At 62.6% G+C, this 17369-nt stretch carries 14 protein-coding genes and 3 pseudogenes; 11 read left to right on the top strand and 6 right to left on the bottom strand.

Translation table 11 applies throughout. The features are described from left to right. Window positions 1–177: 177 nt before the first annotated feature. Complete coding sequence (locus D7X12_RS01620) at window positions 178–432, bottom strand: LexA family protein (RefSeq protein ID WP_120623499.1); 255 nt, start codon at window positions 430–432, stop codon at window positions 178–180. Window positions 433–478: 46 nt separating this feature from the next. Between D7X12_RS01620 and D7X12_RS01615 the strand changes: the two genes are divergently transcribed. Then, on the top strand, window positions 479–1624 hold the full coding sequence (locus tag D7X12_RS01615; protein ID WP_120623498.1) for an IS630 family transposase: 1146 nt from the start codon (window positions 479–481) through the stop codon (window positions 1622–1624). A 147-nt stretch (window positions 1625–1771) separates the two neighbouring features. Here D7X12_RS01615 and D7X12_RS01610 read toward each other — a convergent pair. Continuing rightward, window positions 1772–1978, bottom strand: a pseudogene (locus D7X12_RS01610) (hypothetical protein); the annotation flags it as partial. A gap of 49 nt (window positions 1979–2027) precedes the next feature. On the opposite strand from D7X12_RS01610, the pseudogene D7X12_RS01605 reads away from it, so the two are divergent. The 4 genes and pseudogenes from D7X12_RS01605 to D7X12_RS01590 all read left to right on the top strand — a co-directional run. Next, window positions 2028–2909, top strand: a pseudogene (locus D7X12_RS01605) (IS701 family transposase); the annotation flags it as partial. Between the two features lie 19 nt (window positions 2910–2928). Next, window positions 2929–4190, top strand: a protein-coding gene (locus tag D7X12_RS01600; RefSeq protein WP_120623497.1) for an IS3 family transposase whose coding sequence is annotated in 2 segments (ribosomal slippage) — window positions 2929–3283 and window positions 3283–4190 — 1263 coding nt in all. Because the reading frame shifts where the segments join, the coding sequence is not laid out codon by codon here. Beyond that, window positions 4181–4633, top strand: a complete 453-nt coding sequence (locus tag D7X12_RS01595) for a hypothetical protein (protein WP_158619922.1) — start codon at window positions 4181–4183, stop codon at window positions 4631–4633. Before D7X12_RS01600 ends, D7X12_RS01595 begins: the two co-directional genes overlap by 10 nt. Window positions 4634–4699: 66 nt before the next feature. Beyond that, window positions 4700–5203, top strand: a pseudogene (locus tag D7X12_RS01590) (transposase); the annotation flags it as partial. A 408-nt stretch (window positions 5204–5611) separates the two neighbouring features. Here D7X12_RS01590 and D7X12_RS45265 read toward each other — a convergent pair. Next, window positions 5612–5767, bottom strand: coding sequence for a hypothetical protein (locus D7X12_RS45265; protein WP_341868197.1), 156 nt, complete (start codon window positions 5765–5767; stop codon window positions 5612–5614). Between D7X12_RS45265 and D7X12_RS01585 the strand changes: the two genes are divergently transcribed. Beyond that, window positions 5702–6253 carry a class I SAM-dependent methyltransferase gene (locus D7X12_RS01585; RefSeq protein ID WP_341868196.1) on the top strand — a complete coding sequence of 184 codons (552 nt, stop codon included), beginning with the start codon at window positions 5702–5704 and terminating at the stop codon, window positions 6251–6253. The two genes, D7X12_RS45265 and D7X12_RS01585, sit on opposite strands and share 66 nt — an antisense overlap. A gap of 240 nt (window positions 6254–6493) precedes the next feature. Here the strand turns inward: D7X12_RS01585 and D7X12_RS01580 are convergent, their stop codons facing one another. Next, window positions 6494–7111, bottom strand: coding sequence for a hypothetical protein (locus D7X12_RS01580; RefSeq protein ID WP_120623494.1), 618 nt, complete (start codon window positions 7109–7111; stop codon window positions 6494–6496). Window positions 7112–7693: 582 nt separating this feature from the next. On the opposite strand from D7X12_RS01580, the gene D7X12_RS01575 reads away from it, so the two are divergent. Genes D7X12_RS01575 through D7X12_RS01555 form a run of 5 tightly spaced genes read left to right on the top strand, consistent with a single transcriptional unit; the run spans window position 7694 to window position 14756 of the window. Continuing rightward, entirely contained in the window at window positions 7694–9556 is a 1863-nt protein-coding gene (locus D7X12_RS01575) for an HAD hydrolase family protein (RefSeq protein WP_147443477.1), read from the top strand. After that, complete coding sequence (locus D7X12_RS01570; protein WP_120623492.1) at window positions 9553–10641, top strand: phosphoribosyltransferase-like protein; 1089 nt, start codon at window positions 9553–9555, stop codon at window positions 10639–10641. Before D7X12_RS01575 ends, D7X12_RS01570 begins: the two co-directional genes overlap by 4 nt. Beyond that, window positions 10638–12560 (top strand): ORC-CDC6 family AAA ATPase, encoded by a 1923-nt coding sequence (locus D7X12_RS01565; protein WP_120623491.1) that lies wholly within the window; start codon window positions 10638–10640, stop codon window positions 12558–12560. The genes D7X12_RS01570 and D7X12_RS01565 overlap by 4 nt, the downstream gene beginning before the upstream one ends. Next, window positions 12557–13693, top strand: a complete 1137-nt coding sequence (locus tag D7X12_RS01560; RefSeq protein ID WP_120623490.1) for a hypothetical protein — start codon at window positions 12557–12559, stop codon at window positions 13691–13693. The genes D7X12_RS01565 and D7X12_RS01560 overlap by 4 nt, the downstream gene beginning before the upstream one ends. Beyond that, on the top strand, window positions 13683–14756 hold the full coding sequence (locus D7X12_RS01555) for a PfkB family carbohydrate kinase (protein ID WP_158619921.1): 1074 nt from the start codon (window positions 13683–13685) through the stop codon (window positions 14754–14756). Before D7X12_RS01560 ends, D7X12_RS01555 begins: the two co-directional genes overlap by 11 nt. Before the next feature lie 184 nt (window positions 14757–14940). On the opposite strand, the gene D7X12_RS01550 is transcribed toward D7X12_RS01555, so the two are convergent. Beyond that, window positions 14941–15174, bottom strand: coding sequence for a hypothetical protein (locus tag D7X12_RS01550; RefSeq protein WP_120623488.1), 234 nt, complete (start codon window positions 15172–15174; stop codon window positions 14941–14943). A gap of 206 nt (window positions 15175–15380) precedes the next feature. Next, window positions 15381–16787: a zinc finger domain-containing protein gene (locus tag D7X12_RS01545; protein WP_120623487.1), complete on the bottom strand. Its 1407-nt coding sequence runs from the start codon at window positions 16785–16787 to the stop codon at window positions 15381–15383. Between the last annotated feature and the right edge of the window lie 582 nt (window positions 16788–17369).

Raw genomic sequence — 17369 nt, 5'->3', positions numbered from 1 at the left:
TGATCCGATGCGTGACGGCCCGCGAGGAGGAGCGCGGGCGACGAGAAGGCGGAGGCAGAGGGGCAATGGTCGATGCATCGCAGCAGCATAACCGCGCCCCTCCGCCTCGGAGATAGCAGTCCGGCACCGACTAGTACGCCGACACAGAGGTTCTGACCGGTTGAGATAGGCCCCTGCCTATCGCAGGATGGGTAGGGCCTCCGGCCGGACAAGCAGTTCGATGCTACGCGCCTGGCCGGCGCTGCGCCGGATGAGGCCCAGGCGTTCAAGCTCCAGCACCATGCGGTGCACGGTGGGGGGGCTGGTGCCGAAATGGCGTTGCATGTCGGCTTCAGCTGGCGCCCGTCGGTGGATACGCGAGTAGGCGTAAATGAAAGCCAGGTACTGGCCCTGCAGTTCCGTGAAGCGCGGTGGTTCGGAAGGAATCGACACGCGGTGCCTGTGGGTAGTCCGTCTCCACTCTTTGCTGGAGCGCTGGATGCCCACGAATGTACGCCACCGTGTGACCCTCACCGCAGAGGAGAAGCAGGAACTCAGAGCCCTGGTGGCCGGAGGCACCGCGCGCGTGCGCCACGTCAAGCGTGCCCAGGTGCTGCTGGCCGCGCACGCCCAACGCACCGACGAGGCCATCGCTCGAAGCGTGCAGGTAGGAGCCTCCACCGTCTTCCGAGTGAAGCGCCGTTTCGTGGAAGGAGGCGTCGAGCACGCGCTCCATGACAAGCAGCGCGCGGGCGCGGAGCGCAAACTGAGTGGCAAGGAGGAGGCCTTGCTGGTAGCGACCGCGTGCTCGGGGCCGCCAGCAGGACGGGCCCGCTGGACGCTTCAGTTACTCGCCGACGAGATGGTACGTCTGACCGAGCACCCGGGCCTCTCGCGCGAGACGGTGCGTCGGCGATTGGAAGAGAACGAGCTGAAGCCCTGGCAGCGGCGCATGTGGTGCATCCCCAAGGTGGATGCCGAGTACGTGGCGCGAATGGAGGACGTGCTGGAGTTGTACGCAGCACCCGCGGACAAGGCACGCCCGTTGGTGTGCTTCGACGAGACGCCCGTGCAACTCATCGGCGAAGTGCGCACGCCAGTGCCCGCGGCCCCGGGACGACCGCGCCGCTATGACTACGAATACCAGCGCAACGGCACGGCCAACCTCTTCGTGCACCTGGACGTGCACGCGGGACTGCGCCACGTGGACGTCACGCCCAGCCGCACCTCGAAGGACTTTGCCCACCAGATGCGTGCCCTCCTTGACGAGCACTACCCTGACGCGGCGCAGGTGCGGGTGGTGCTCGACAACCTCTCCACCCACAGCGCGGCGGCCCTCTACGAGACGTTTCCGCCCGAGGAGGCGCGCCGACTCCTGCGTCGGCTGGAGTTTCACTTCGTGCCCAAGCACGCCAGCTGGCTGAACATGGTGGAGATTGAAATCAGCATCCTCACGCGCCAGTGCTTGGGCCGGCGACTGGGCGACGTGAAGGCCCTCAAGCGCGAGGTCGCGCGATGGCAGCGCCAGCGCAATCTTTCTCGCGCCCGCATCCGCTGGCGCTTCAGCGTCGACTCCGCTCGACAGAAGCTGGGCAAGTCCTACCCGCTGACGGCACAGGCGGCAGCACATCAGGCCGCCGCCTGAACCATTCAGAATCCCTGTGTCGGCGTACTAGCGGCACCGCGCAAATCGGCAAGCGAGGCAGTAAGGAGCCACTAGGCGCGCCCGGCAACGCGCATCCTGGCCCCTACGACTCCCGTCTCGGCGCCCTGCCGAGCCCAGCCGCCACCGTCAGGGCCGATAGCGCTCGGCCTCCTTGAAGAACTGGGTGAGCGAATACTCCAATAGCGACTCGCGCGACTGCATGTATCGGCGCGCGCGGAGGAAGGGCAGCCAGACGCGCTTCCCAACGCGCACCTGGGACTCCTCCATCTTCGCCCTCAGCACCCACGTCCCGCCCAACCGCCGCACCAGCACGTCTCCCAGATAGACGCCTAACACTACTCGGTCAGATGAATCGGGCGCGATAGCCCCGTGTTGATGGGGCATGACGCCCGCGCAACTGCACAAGCTTGACCGAGAGCTCTCCGAGTACCTGGACACGATGACCGTAGGAATGGGGCGCACGGAGAGACGGCGCGCACTGGGCGGCTACGTCACGGGCCTCCTGCTGGACGGAGAGCGCAAGAGCATCGAGCCCATGGCGGCACGACTGGCCTCTGCCCCAGCACAGACGGAAGCCCTGCGCCAACGACTACAACAGTGCGTGTCCGGCGCGGCCTGGGATGACGCTCAGGTGCGCTGTCGGCTCACGCAGAAGTTGGAGCGGGAGCTCCCGGGCCTGGAAGCCCTCCTTGTCGACGACACGGGCTTTCCGAAGAAAGGTCTGCATTCGGTGGGTGTCGCACGCCAGTACTCGGGAACCCTGGGCCGCACAGACAATTGCCAGGTGGCCGTGAGTCTTCACGTGGCGGGCGAAAAGGGCAGCGGCTGCATTGGGATGCGCCTGTACCTTCCCGAGGAGTGGACGTCGGACAGGCGTCGCATGCGCGCAGCGGGCGTACCGAGGGAGGTCCCCTTCGAGCGCGAATGGGAGCTGGCACTCGAGCTTCTCGATGAGGCCCTTGTCTGGGGCGTGCATGAAAAGCTCGTCCTGGCCGACTCGGGCTACGGCAGTTGCCGCGATTTTCGCAAAGCGCTTCGCGCCAGAAGGCTGCACTTCCTGGTGGGAGTGCAAGGCAATCTGAACGTGTGGCCTCCGGGGGCCCGGCCACGGCTTCCTCTCCGATTGCCGCACCAAATGGGGCGCCCTCGTACGCGCTACGTCGATGACTCAGGCCACCATCCCATCCTCATCGAGCAGCTGGTGCGGACCCTCCCTCGGTCCGACTGGTGTAGCCCCCTGAAGAGTCGGACAGGCTCGTTCGGCTAGAAAGCGAGTCAGACCGATGGAGAGGACGACGAAAGAGGGCGCCCCGGCAGGAACTGGGCAGAGCAAGGGCCGCCGCCGCTACTCGGCCGAGGAGAAGCTGCGCTTGGTGGCCGAGTGCGAGACGCCGGGCAGCAGCGTGTCCCTGGTGGCCCGGAAGTACGGCATCAGCCCCAGCCTGCTGTTCCGCTGGAGGCAGCTGAAGGCCGCGGGTGGCGAGTCCGGGCTCAAGGCGGGCGAGGACGTGGTGCCCGCCTCCGAGGTGCAAGCGCTCAAGGCCCAGGTCCGTGAGCTCCAGCGACTGCTGGGCAAGAAGACGCAGGAGACGGAGATTCTGCGGGACGCGGTGGAGGTGGCCCGCGAAAAAAAACTGCTGTCGCCCGCGGCGTTGTCCTCCTTGCGAGGCATCCTGTGAGCGCCGTGGCCAGGACGTTGGGCGTGGCTCGCTCCACCCTGCACCGCCCCCTCTCCCCTGGAGAGCCCCGCCGCCCGGACGCGGAAGGGGACGCCGAGGTGCTGGCGGGCCTCAAGGCGGTGGCCCAGGAGCGCGCCACCTATGGTTACCGCCGCGCCTGTGCCCTCCTCAACCGGGAGCGCCGAAAAGAAAGTCAGCCCGCAGTTAACCACAAGCGGGCCTACCGTCTCATGCGGGATGCCGGGCTGCTCCTCCAGCGGCACACGGGCAAGCCCACGCGCACGCACGAGGGGAAAATCACCACGATGAAGAGCGACCTGCGCTGGTGCTCGGACGGCTTTGAAATTCGCTGCTGGAACGGCGAGCGGGTGCAGGTGGCCTTCTCCCTCGACTGCTGCGACCGGGAGGTCATCGCGTGCCAGGCGTCCGCTGAGTACCCCACCGCGCTCACCATCCAGGACCTGATGGTCGAGACGGTGGAGGCGCGCTTCGGTCCGGGCACGGCCAAGGTGCCGCACCCGGTGGAGTGGCTCTCGGACAACGGGCCCGTCTACACCGCCCACGACACCCGCGAGTTCGGCCGCTCCCTGGGGCTGCTGGTGTGCACCACGCCCGCGTACTCACCGGAGAGCAACGGCATGGCCGAGGCGTTCGTGAGGACGTTCAAGCGCGACTACGTGTACGTCAACGAACTGCACTCGGCGGCGCATGTCCTCGCGCGGTTGCCGGTTTGGTTCGCAGACTACAACTCGGTGCACCCGCACAAGGGTCTCAAGATGATGTCGCCGCAGGAATTTCGACGGAAGGCTGCGGGGGCCGCCTCTTGTGCACTTGAGGAGGAATGGGCGGTGCCGTCATGCTCTTGAAGCATCTCTACAGACTCAGCCTGGAAGAGCCACCTCACTGGTGCTTCTTCATTGGAGTCGGCCGAGAAACGGACAACATGCTCGACGGACTGCGCATTGAACGATTGGAGGCGTACATCCATGGCTTCAGGCGCGCGCAACGGGAACTGACCGCTGAGGACGAGGAGGCCGTAGCCTTCTTCTCCTGGCTGATTGGGGTGGGGGAATTTCCGGGCCAAGGCTGGGGCCGGAAGTATCTAGCGGATGAGGGTGGGGACGAGGCACGCGCCATCACGAAGTTCTTCGGACTGCTCCACACGTACATCCTCAAGCAGCGGCCCTCGTGGTTTCTCGCACTCAACAGTGGTCCCCAGCCCAGTCAGATTCACCGTGGCAACGGCGAGCCAGTACGCCCCGACATTCGCCTCCCCCGTCACATTGAAATCGCCCAAGCCGCGCGCTGAAGCTGTGCGCCTTGGTGCTTAACGAGAGCCGGGCATGTCCTACTTGACGGGGGCAACTCCACCGACTTTCGAGTCGTGCGCTGGCGACAGGGAAGCCGTGGTGGCCAGTCCTCACGCTTTGCCGCCATGCGAGTGCACACGGCGGAGCACCACTTCTGGCGCGAGCCGCCAGGTGAAGAGGTGTGGCTGCTGGTGGAATGGCCACGCGGCGAGGCAGTCCCGACGAAGTACCACCTTTCGTCTCTGCCCCCGGGCACAGCGCTCAAGGAGTTGGTGCGCCTGTCCAAGCTGCGCTGGCGAGTGGAACGCGACTATCAGGAGCTGAAGGGAGAGGTCGGGCTGGACCACTTCGAGGGTCGCAGCTGGCGGGGCTTCCACCACCACGCCACGCTCTGCATGGTGGCTCATGGCTTCCTCGCCCTCCATCGGGCGCTTTCCCCCCCAGAGCAAGACGCGGTGGACGCTGCCCCAAGTGCGGCGGCAGCTTCAACTCCTGCTGCTGCGCCGCATTGGCCACTGCCCGCTGTGTCTGCGTCGAGTCAACGCCAACGCTCGCGCGCCGCCTCGTGAGCCGTCACGCACGTGACCGAGTAGTATTAATCCAAGGCACCTACCGAATCGGAGCTTGCTGTGCCAATGCGGTCCCCGGCACAAAAACCTCGGAACACGACTCCAGCAACGCAGCGGTCGCGAGGCATACGTCCGCCGAACTCACAACGTTGGCACTTCGAAGCCGGGCGTACTCAGGAGCGCGCCATCTCGGGGAGGCCGCTGGCGCCCGAACCCACCGACCATCAAGCACGCCGACACGCGCCTCTCATTGAATCCAGACGCAACCTAGAGAACTCCGTGGTCGCCGCCCCACGACAAAGGTGAGCGTATCGTGGAGCGCGCAGCAAGGTTGTCGGCGAGTATCGATGGAGCATAGACTGTCGCACCATGGACGACAATCGCAACGCATTCACGCCCTACGAACCGTCAGCAGACATTGCGGCAGCGCTTGCATTCGGTGTTGCTTGGCCTGGCGCCCGAGTACTTGAGATCGGTTGCGGCCTCGGCGACGATGCATTGCTCCTTGCCGAGGCAGGCTGTCGCGTGACAGCGTTCGACCTCTCCGAAATCTGCATTGCGCATGCACGCTCCCGGCACGATTGGCTTCGGAGGTCAGATTTAATCAAGCACAAATGCATATTCTCCGTCGGCGACCACCGGACCCTATCGAAGCTGGCGCGAGCAAATAGAACGTTCGATCTGGTTTCAGACCGCCTAGTCTTCTCCAACATTGGCAACCAACGCATCAGAACGAAGTACCTTCGCGACATTGCCCACTTACTCCGAAGAGGAGGACTATTCTTCCTCCGCGTCGGGAGTTCCCCTGTTCCAAGTGCTCTCGCCGCGACTGACCTCACAAAGACCGACAAGGCAATCCTGAAAGACCTCTTTCAGCCAGCGGGCCTGCGGACAGGACGGAATGGAACAGCGACAAAGCGAGCCACACCACTATCCGGAAGATGGATGCCTATGCTTCCGAATCGCGGAGGATATACACCTGCTGCAGGGGTCTTCCTACTCGAAGCGAAAAACCTACCGCGAACGTCAGGATCGGCACGAAGCACGTGAACCATCATCACCAAATACATTGCAGCACGCCACACCATCTGTGCCTATCCAAACCGGTCGCTAGCCCATGAGAGCGTCAAGGCTGTTCTAGGGACGTGTCATTGCCAGTGAGCGAGGCGTGCGAGGGCCCTATGCTGGACGCATTGTTCGAACGGATGGCCGACGAGATAGGCAGCCATCTCTGCTTGCTGTGCGACTGAAGGGGGGGCAAATGCGTATGCGCAGCAAGCAGGGCCGCCCCTACGACTCCGGCCGTACCCATCGCCACGTGGAGCGCTTCGAGGCGTACTGCCAGCGGGCGAGGGATTGCCAGGGCCCGTGGCGCTGGCGTGTGAGGTATCCGCGCGCCTGGCGCTCCACTGTGCCGAGCCAGCGAAGGCCAGCCGCGGACGACATCGCCGGGACAGCTACGGGGCCACGCAGGCAGACGGTTCGCACCGGCAGGCCCTCATGGGCCTCGCCTCGACGCGCCTCTTCGATTCCGAGCCGAGTGCCCTCGGCCTCCAAGAGCAACCCGAAGATGACGGCGTAGCGCGCGGCCTCCCGTGCCCAGGCAGCGTGCGGCGGCGCGTGGCCCTCGTCGATGACCGGGGAGCGCTCCCGGCGGGAGCCCTCTTCCAGGTCCTCGCCCGTCCACCGGGGCCGCCAGGGCGCGAGGACGGAATGCCCGTCCCCGAGCAACCCGAGCAGGTACATGGTGCCGTCCAGGGTGTACCCGGACAGAGAGAGGGTGTCGCCGAAGATGCGGGCTCCCCCGTCAGGGTGCAGTACCGCGACCAGCCAGGGCTGGCGCAGCAGGGAGGGTGGCGTGTCGGGGAGCGAGTGGAGATCGACCACCTCAGCGTGCTGTGACGCCACGCCTTATTGCCAATGGCGAGGGTGCGCCCGCCCACGAAGAACTTCTACTCGATGAGGGAGTGCGGGTCGTACTCACAGCCCAAGTCCTAAACCGTCGGAGCCAAGTGCTTCCGACGCGTACCGGCATCGTTCATCGTCAGCCTCGCTTCAGCGTCGGAGCACTGGGTTTCGATGGGGGATACTTGGGTACTCCTGGGCCGTGCGCCTTCGACGCCGTCCACGAATCGAGGGCCGGGTGACGGAATCGCCACTGCTCGTGAACCTCGAGGGACGGCAGCTCGGACTTCTGCGCCATCGTGAATATCGTCCTCTCGGCCGTCGGCAGGAGAGCTGCGACCGCGGTGACGGACAGAATCTCGTTGCCCCTGACGACCGCCTCCTGCGGCAAGGAGTGGGAACGCATTCCAACCGTTGACCTCGTGTGGTATCGGGTGCACGTGCCACAAGAGAGCCTCGTGCTGCGGTTTTCCCTGGGTGAAGGACCTATTACCGTGCACGCTACGTCGATTGCCGACCCGCTGATCACGTACCGACCCGAGTGGCGCATGGCGGCTGGTCGTGGGCACGGGGGCGGAGGTCGTCATGGGTAAGGCGTTCGCGAGCGAGCTAGCGGCCCTGTCGGACACGCTTGCGTGGGCGTTGACCTGCGACGTTGCGGGCCTCCAGAAGTTCGTTGCTGACGTTGCCGACCGACCTCTCGTCGCGATAGGGTCTGGAGGCTCCGCGACAGCTTGTCACCTCGCATCACTCCTACACCGCACACGTCATCGCCGGCCCGCGCACTTCACGACGCCGCTCGACGTGCTGTCGATCCCCGCCGGGTTACACCGTGCTGGCGTGTTTCTCGCTTCGGCCTCCGGTAAGAACAAGGACGTCCTCGCAGCGTTCGACGCGTGCATCGCCGATGAAGCTCCCGCAGTTGCCGCTATCACTCTGCGTGCAGAGAACCCCCTAAAGGATGCTGCGTCGCCTTTTGCGCGGGCTCGCGTGTTCGCCGCAGACGCTCCAGCGGGCAAGGACGGCTTCCTCGCGACTAATAGCTTGGTTGCCACCTGCGCGCTCATCGCGCGCGCCTATGGCTTCGAGGTCGCACTGCCGAAGACACGACGCAGGCCGTTAATCGAAGCACTCTTCGAGAATCGGCACATGGTGCAGATCCTCCACGGAGGCTGGGGCTCGCCAGTCGCCACCGACCTCGAGTCTAAGCTGAACGAGTCCGCTCTCGCGGCCGCCCAGCTCGCTGACTACCGGAACTTCGGCCATGGGAGACATCTGTGGCTCGCCAACCGGTCTGCCGAGACGGTGGTAGTTGCTCTCGTGACGCCGGGGACCGCCGCAATCGCGGATTCTACTCTACGGCTTTTTCCGAAGAGCATCCCGGTCGTACGGCTGGACACCACCCTTGATGGCCCATCCGGGACGATCGACCTCCTCGTGCAAGCGTTCCATCTCGTCGCCCGCATCGGAGAGACACGCGCCCAAGACCCTGGGCGCCCGCACGTGCCCGAGTTCGGCCGAAAGCTGTACCGCCTAACCCCGCCTCGCGTCCGACCGACCATCGGTGCGCCAATTGAGCGTAAGCTCTGGGCGTCGCCCGAGGGCGTTGCGGACGTCAAGGCGTTCCAACAAGGCCTTAAGCAATTCCTGGCCCGTGCTCGCACGACAGCGATCGGCGCCCTCGCCCTCGACTACGACGGAACACTCTGCACCAAGGATGGTCGCTTCGAGGGCCTTCGCGAAGATGTCGTGACTGAGTGCTCGCGGCTACTCAAGGCAGGCATTCACCTCGGTATCGCCACTGGCCGAGGGAAGTCGGTCCGTGAGGAACTCCAGAAGGCTCTCGACCGAAAGCTCTGGGCCCGTGTCCACATCGGCTACTACAACGGGACGGATATCGGTGCCCTTGGCGACAACAACTTGCCCGCCCGGGACGAACCGAACGACGCGGTGTTGAAGCGTGCGCAGGCATTATTGTCGGCCGATGGTTGGCTCGCTGCCGCCGCCAAGGTCGACCCTCGGCCTCGACAGATCACGGTCGAACCCAGGGGCGCGACGAGGACCGACGCGCTCGCGGCTCACGTGATGGCGCGCCTCGCACCGCTCGATGGCGAAGGCGTGCGCGTCGTCGTCTCTTCGCACTCGCTCGATGTGCTTGGCCTAACGCGAGGCAAGGGCTCGCTGGTGTCCTGGTTACGCGAGCAGATCGGCGACGGCCGCGACGTACTCTGTATCGGCGACCGCGGCGCGTGGCCGGGCAACGACTACTCGCTCCTCGCCGAGCCGATGTCGCTGAGCGTCGACGAGGTCTCGAGCTTGAACGACGCGTGCTGGAACCTTGCGCCTCGTGGCATCTCAGGACCTGACGCGACGCTGCTCTACCTCCGCGCCGTCAAGGCCCGCGGCGGTATCGGAACGTTCTCCTGGAAAGAGAGTTCGGTGCTATGAGAGACGCACTCGCCGAACGCCTGCTTGGCAACGTGATGGAGTGGACAAACGAGGACATCGCCCGGCAGCGGCCTGTCCTTCAAGCCCTCGCTGCGCTCAAGTACGACGAATACCAACAATTCAGCCCCGGCATGCGTTTCGTCGAGAGCCTTGCTCTATGGCTCGAACAGTTTAGCACGCTCGCAGAACGGAAGACCGCCTACGAATTCGTCGTTAGTAGGCTCGTCTTCTTGTCGCATGCCGAGATGGCCCACTTCGCCGCCATCGCGTACCCAGACGTGATTCGCCCCTTGTTCATCGAGAAGGCCGCGACGGATGCAAACCTTCCTCCATTTCGTGTCAGCCAAGTCCTTGCGACCGGCGCGTTCAAACAACTCGAAGCTGCAAGCCTGTTCTTCGGATTGAGCGACGGGGCGCGGATCGACCTGTTCCGCCGCAGCAACAAGGAACTGAGCCACGAGCAGATCTTCAGCAGCTATGAGATCTCTAAGGAGAAGGTCCGCGAGATCCGAACGTGGCTCAACGAGAAGCGTGGACACACGGATGTCGCGCCGACGCTCGTTCTGCTCGACGACTTCACGGCTAGTGGAACAAGCTGCCTAACGGCGGATGGCCAACAAGCCAAGGGCAAGCTCGCAAAGTTCGTCAAGCGGCTACAAGAGAGCGAGGATAGCGCGGAATGGAGGACCGTCGTCTCATTCCCGAAAACTCGGCTAGTAGTCGTATTCTACGTCGCCACGGCGCAAGCTCTGGTCAACATTGAGAGAGGCGCGGACGTCCTCAGAAAGACGCATGGAATCGATATTACGGTGCTGTGTGTTCAGCGCATCGAAAATAGCATCTCACTCCAGGCATCACACACTGAGCCAGTGATCGAGTTGATCAATAAGTACTACGACCCTCGAGCAAAGGACAAGCACCCTGAATGGGAGGGCGATGTACCGTTTGGATACAAGAACGGAGGGCTGCCGCTCGTCATCCATCATAACACCCCAAACAACTCCATCTTTGTGCTGTGGGCCGAGGATAGCGACACCGTGCGTCCCCTGTTCCCTCGCGTGAGTCGTCACCGGAGGGAGTCATGAAGGACGTACGCAACCCCTTTCGCCTGCAAACGGCCGAGAGCATCGATTCTGACGCAGACTTTCTGCGACTGTTCGGCCATGGAGTGCTCGAGCTGTTGCCCGAGGATGCGCTCAGCGGTCGCCCTCTGTTCATCCGCAGCGCGCCAGGTGGAGGGAAGACCTCTCTGCTGAAATTGTTTACGCCATCAGTGCTACAGCATCTGGTGGCGATGAAAACCAACGACGCGACCAAGGACCTCTTCGGCAAGCTTAAGGCTCTAGGCGCAGTGTCGGATCACGGCGCGAATATCTTGTCCGTCATGCTTCCCTGCGCACGAACGTACCCAGCACTCGCTGACGTCGGATTGAACCCAGCGCGCGCGAAGCGGCTACTTCTCGCACTCATCGATGCGCGGGTCATCCTGGGGGCTCTTCGCGCAATCCTCGTCATCCGCGGGCTTCGATTCCCCGATGACCTAGGTCGACTCAGCCTCGTTGCGCCACCAGACGACATTATCCCTGGTCTCACCTTTCCCGCCGAAGGCGTCACCGTTCAGCGCTGGGCTGAATTGATTGAGCAACGCGTCGCCGACCTCATCGACACCCTGATGTCCCCCGACGGCTCTGGTCCGTCTGGGCACGACGCACTCCTCTCGTTGCGCCTACTCGATGCTAACTGCATCCACCTCGACGGAAAGCCCTTCGAGACTCGCTGGCTCATCACTTTTGATGACATGCAGAAGCTGGCACCTTCGCAACGCTCTGCACTGCTCGAAGTTGTCGTCGACCAGCGGGCGCGTTCAACTGTGTGGCTTGCCGAGCGCTTCGAGGCGCTGGCCAACGAGGAACTCCTGGCGAACGGCGTGTTGAGTGGCCGCGACCATCTCGTGATAGCGCTCGAGCGAGAATGGAAGAAAGGCAAGTTCGAGCCTGCGGTGAAGCTCATCGCCGAACGACGGGCCCGCATGGCGGCTGAATCGGCAGGAACCAACGCGCCCGACGCATTTGCTCCCACCATTGAAGCAGATCTCGAGGCTCCAGCTTGGCATGAAAAGACGCAGGCCGCGCTGACTGTTGTTCGCAAACGCGTCGAAGCGCTCGCTGTCGCAAAGCCTCAGTACGCCGACTGGGTGAAATCTCGCACCGAAATAGACGGCAGTATCCGCCATCAACTCATCAAGTGGCGAACGCTTGAGATTCTAATCGCACGACACGCGGGGAAGCCCCAGCAGAGCCTATTCCCCGAGTTGCTCAGTGCGAGCGAGCTCGACGACAAAGAAGAAGCGTCCGAGCGCAATGCTGCCGAACTCTTCTTGAGCAAAGAGTTCGGCTTCCCCTACTACTTCGGACTCAGTAGGCTTGCCAGCCTTGGCTCTTTCAACGTGGAGCAGTTCATTCGTCTTGCTGGCGACCTGTTCGAGGAGTCCTTGGCGGCTGCGGTGATGCGCCGCCCTACGAGCCTGTCACCGCAACGCCAAGAACGCATCATCAAGGATGCGTTCGACGAGCGCATGAAGGACCTTCCACGTCGAGCACGGAATGGTCGGGCGGCGCTCAACTTCCTCGACGCCATCGGGCAATTCTGCCGCGAGGAGACTTACCAGCCGAACGCCCCCTATGCGCCGGGTGTGACCGGCTTCTCACTGTCGATGGCAGACTGCAGTTCATTGTACGACCCCGAAACGCGAAAGACGCGCCCCGATTTCGCAGCCTTCGGAGACGTCCTCTCGACGGCGTTGCAATACAACCTCCTGCTTCCCGACGTTGATCGCCCGCGGCCGTCGGGGCGTGTGGTTGTCCTGTACCTGAACCGCCTCGTGTGTGCGAAGTACGACCTTCCGTTGCATTACGGTGGCTTCCGCGAGAAGCGCCTTCAAGATGTTATGACGTGGCCGACGCTTGGATTTCGCCCATCGCGACAGGAGCGGCTCTTGCTATGACCACTGACAGCCTTCGCTGGCGTGACTACTTCCTTCGTGAGGGGCGGCACTTCAACGAGTTCTGGCAGATGTTCTTGGCCGAACGAAAAAGGAACGTGTTATTCGTGCTCGGGCATGGGTTCGATTCGCGCATGTGCGACGGCATCGAACAAATTCTGAGCCTCGGCGGCCAAGGTGCGCGTGATGTAACTCTGCTCGCATTCCAAGAGGGTGCTGAGTCGGCATCTCATGCCCGCGTGGACCAGCGCAAGGCGAATGGTGACCGGCTCGCCGAACTCGTCAGAGGACGTGGTCAAATCGGGCACCGAGACATTACGATGTTCTCGGAAGAAGGACGGCGGATTAGTGCTCGGAGCATTGCGAAGGAATTTGCATCGTCGGCCGAATTCAGGTCTTACACCGACGTTGTTGTCGACATCAGCGCTTTGCCCCGCGGGCTCTACTTGCCGCTGCTGGCGAAGTTCTTAGCGCTCTTCGACGTAGAGCAAGAGGATGGCGAGAAGCGTAATCTGCATGTAATCGTCTCGCACTCACCGACTTCGGATAACGCTATTGTCGACGAAGGCTTGGAGGAGAGTGCGAACTACCTCTTCGGCTTCGCGGCGGCCGCTCTTGAGAGCGAATCCACCAGTAGCCAGCCAAAGATTTGGATTCCGGTCCTTGGAAAGCGTCAGCAAGCCCAATTGGAACGCATTCACACTCTTGTCATGCCTGACGAGATTTGCCCGCTGCTTCCCTCGCCGGCGCAAGACCCACGCGAGGGGGACTCCATCATGATCGAATACCGGAAGCTGCTTTTCGACCAGCTCCGTGTCGAGCCACGCAACATTATTTACGCCGCCGAATCCAATCCCTTTGAGGTGTACCGGCAGCTTATGCGGTCCATCCTCCACTACGACCGCGCTCTCAAACCGCTGGGAGGATGCAAGGTCGCACTCTCAGCCATGTCCTCTAAGCTCGCGTCGATCGGCGTACTGCTTGCTGCTTACGAGCTCGGCCGACGAGATCCGAAGGTGCTTGTGGGCGTTGCCCACGTCGAGTCGCAGGGGTACCACGTTGATGAATCGGTCGGCCCGGCGCCTTTGCCGACGCTGTTCACGATGTGGCTCTCTGGGGAATGCTATGCCGCGTGAAGCCCATCAGTACAGTTGTGTGGGAACAGGATTCATCGTCCTCGACGTCATCCGAAATTCTGTCGGGGCCACCGCCACCGAGAAGCGCTTCGCGGGAGGGTCGTGCGGCAACGTTCTCACGATCCTGGCGTATTTCGGTTGGAATGCGAACGCCGTTGGACGCATCGGCGACGATCATGTCGGCCGCGAACTCGTCGACGATCTCTCGAAGTGGCACGTCAACACCAAGCTCCTGCAAGTCGAGACTGGTCGAGGAACGCCGATTATCGTCCAAGAAAACTACCTGGACGCGAGGGGGCGCCCGCGCCACCGATTCTCCCGGGCATGCCCGGTATGCGGAGCGACGCTCCCGGCATACCGACCGCTGCTGACTAGCGAGGCGGCGACCATCTCAGCAAAGCTTCCCTCTCATTCGGTATTCTACTTCGACCGCGTCGCACCGGGCACACTCGAGCTCGCGCAGAAGAGCCGGGCGAACGGAGCACTCGTCGTGTTCGAGCCCTCGGGCATCAAGGACGAGCGACTCTTCGCTGAGTGCCTAAAGGCGGCTCACGTTGTGAAGTACGCGAACGATCGAATCGAGGGCGTCCACGACGTCGTCGCCAAAACCAAGGTGCCGGTCGAGGTCGAAACGTTCGGAGCGAAGGGGCTGCGGCTCCGCGTGCGCGCCAACGGTCGTGCGGGGGCATGGAAGGACCTTCCCGCCTTCTCTGCTCCAGAACTGCGCGATGCCGCTGGCGCTGGCGACTGGACCACGGCAGGGTTCATCCACGGACTGATGCGCAAGCGAGCATCCCCGGACGAGGCAGTGGCCGACTTCGATGCCATCGTATTCGCGATCCAGCAGGGACAAGCGCTGGCCGCGCTCAACTGCGGCTTCGAGGGGGCTCGGGGCCTTATGTACATCGCCGACGCGAATCGCGTCCTCGAGCTCTCCGCTGCCATCGTCAAGGGCACGAAGAAACCGAGCGTTGCGGAGGTTCAGTCGAAGAAGCGCGTAAACGGGCACAGCAACAACAAGGAGTGCCTCACTTGCTCGGGGGCTCGGTCGCTCCACGCGTAGTTAGCGCGGCCCACGCCCGTGCTTACCCAGAATTCGGTCGCTGCGTCATGAGTGCGACAAGCAGCGCATCAATGCGAGTAACCGAGGCGCGCGGAGGTCACCGTCAGCGCAGCCATCCTCCGGGGTGAAACGTCCTTGCCCCAGGTGGATGAAAGGCCCTCCTCCTCAGGATGGAGGAGGGCCTTCATTCCGACGCGGAGGCCACCGGCTTACTGGTGTCCTCGGTAGCACCCGATTGTGCGGCCTCAGCGACGGTGAGCTGCTGCTTCAGTTTGGCGGATTCCGCGGCGACGACCTCGGCCTGCTTTTTCTGCTTCGCCGCCTCCGCCTCTGCCTGCTCTGCGCGCATACGCTGCGCCTGCTCGCGCTCGGTAACCGTCCGGTCAGCGACGTGACGGTTTTCCCAAAGCGGCTCCACCGTCTCGACCAGACAACTCCAAGTCCTTCCTCCTTTGGATAGCCCCTCTTCCGCTCTGAACCAACACCCCACCCTCCCCCATAGCGGACACATGCGCCCTGAATGTTCTTCTTCCCTCTCCATCCCGTCGCACACCCCAACGAATTTCCCGAGTGGTTGTGTGACAGAAAACCTAGGTTGAACGCAGCAATGAGCTCTCGGCTGCTTTAGCTATCGGAATCTTCGTCCTCCCACTCGGACGGCTCAAAGTGCTCAAGAGCGGCGACGTCGACCGTTCCAACACCTCGGCAAAACCTACACTCCCACTCGTTGTGACTCCCGCTCCCCTTGCAAACCGGGCATTTCGTTTGCTGATAGGGACTCAGGTCTATGTCCGTGAGCGCTACTGCATCGACCTTTCCGACGCCTCGGCAGATGGGGCATTCCCAGTTGTTGTGAGTCCCGCGTCCCTTGCAGAGAAGGCACTTCGCCTGCTCGTAATCGCTCGGGTCGAAGTGTTCCAATTTGCCTTCGTCGACACTCCCGGTTCCGCGACAAAACGCACACTCCCAGTTATTGTGGCTCCCACTCCCCTCGCACAGCGGGCACTCGGCTTGCTTGTAGCCACTAAGATCAATCTCGTTGACTGAGTACGCATCAACAGTGCCAATGCCACGACAAACAGGGCACTCCCAGTTATTGTGGTTGCCACTTCCGTTACAGAGAGGGCATTCCTCCTGACGGTACGGCTCCAGATCGATCTCGCCGACCAAATTCTCCGCGACCGTTCCTTCGCCTCGGCAAGCGGGGCACTCCCAATTGTTGTGACTGCCGGAGCCATCGCACAGCGGACAGTCTACAAGTCCCGTTTCCTCGAGAAACTTGGCACGTTCGTCGATAACCTTCTCGACAGGAGCAGCATTGTCGCCAAGCGCAACCTCAAGCTTCTTTGCAAACTCCGGCGCTGTCTTCTTTAGGCCGGGAGCGAGTGCATGAGCCTTGATGTGCTTGAGCAACTCGTCCTTGACTGCATCCAACGCCGGAAAGTGCTCTTTCTGGGTCGCGACGTTTACCGCTTGAAGCTGCTTAATCAGCGCAAGAATTTCATCAAGGAGCCCCGCGTGAGCCCGCCATATGGCTGTTCGAGCATCAAGAACCTGCCTCTTCGTTCTTTCAACGTCGGACTTCGAAATCAGCTTCTGTCTATCAAACTCATCGTGATGATTTGGGCAGAGGTAGATCAGATTATGTGGGTGGTTGTTTTTGCTGTTATGAACTGGATCAATGTGAGCAAACTCACCCTTGGGGCGACTACAGATCACGCACCCGAATGATGCTTCTTCTTGAATTTCTTGCTCGATGCCAGATGGAACATTCGGACGTTTTCCCTGCTCTGCAGGCCATGGCTCTGCAAGGTAGGCCGAAAAGCTCTTGAGCGCTTCCGCATCAAAAAGCAACTCGCCATCGGGGCCCTTTACACACTCAAGCTTTCGCGAATGTCCGGACTTGGCCGCGTACTTCGTAAGCCACTCCAGCAACTGGGGTGACATCTTCACGAGGGCGGCCGCTTTGTACTTGTTGACCGGAGAGGAGTGCTCCTGGTGCGCCTTCGCTTCTGCGTTCTTGGCCGACATAGCTCCACCCCTTGCTCACGATTAGCCTCATTACTGCGCACATAACCTGTGCCTACCCAATAATCGGTCGCTACGTCATGGGTGCGTCAAGTCTAGTCCGCCAGAGGGTAAAGGTCAGTGAGCGCGGCGCACGACACCATCGAATTCCTATGCCGGCGGAGGGAGCCGGAACACCGGCACACTGCCCCTCTTTAAGGTTCGAGATCCGGCCCCCCCGCCTGGTTGAACGTCCGAGGCTTCGAGGAAGAGGAGGAGATGAGCGACTGGCCGAACTGGTCGCCTGCCCCTGTCGAGGGACTGCATCCCAAACCGCGCCAGATCGTCCTCACCGCGGCGGAGTGGCAGCCTCGACCTGTGCTGTTGGACAAAGAGCCCGCGTGCACCCCAGAGGTGCTGCTCGCCATGCACAGTCCCGAGCACGACGCTGTCGGCAACCGCCACCCAGCGTCAGCGCCACCTTCACGGAGGTTTTCCGGCTCAGCCACAATGGAACGGCCCGCGCTACCGCCGCTGTAGGCAGGGCGTTCCTCACGAGGTAACCAGCGCACGGCCTCGAGCAGCCTCCCACCTGAATGAGGGGCC

Source organism: Corallococcus sicarius (genome assembly GCF_003611735.1).
Taxonomy (GTDB): Bacteria; Myxococcota; Myxococcia; order Myxococcales; family Myxococcaceae; genus Corallococcus; species Corallococcus sicarius.
The sequence above is the reverse complement of the archived record's forward strand: the minus strand, read 5'-3'. Positions and strand labels throughout refer to the sequence as shown.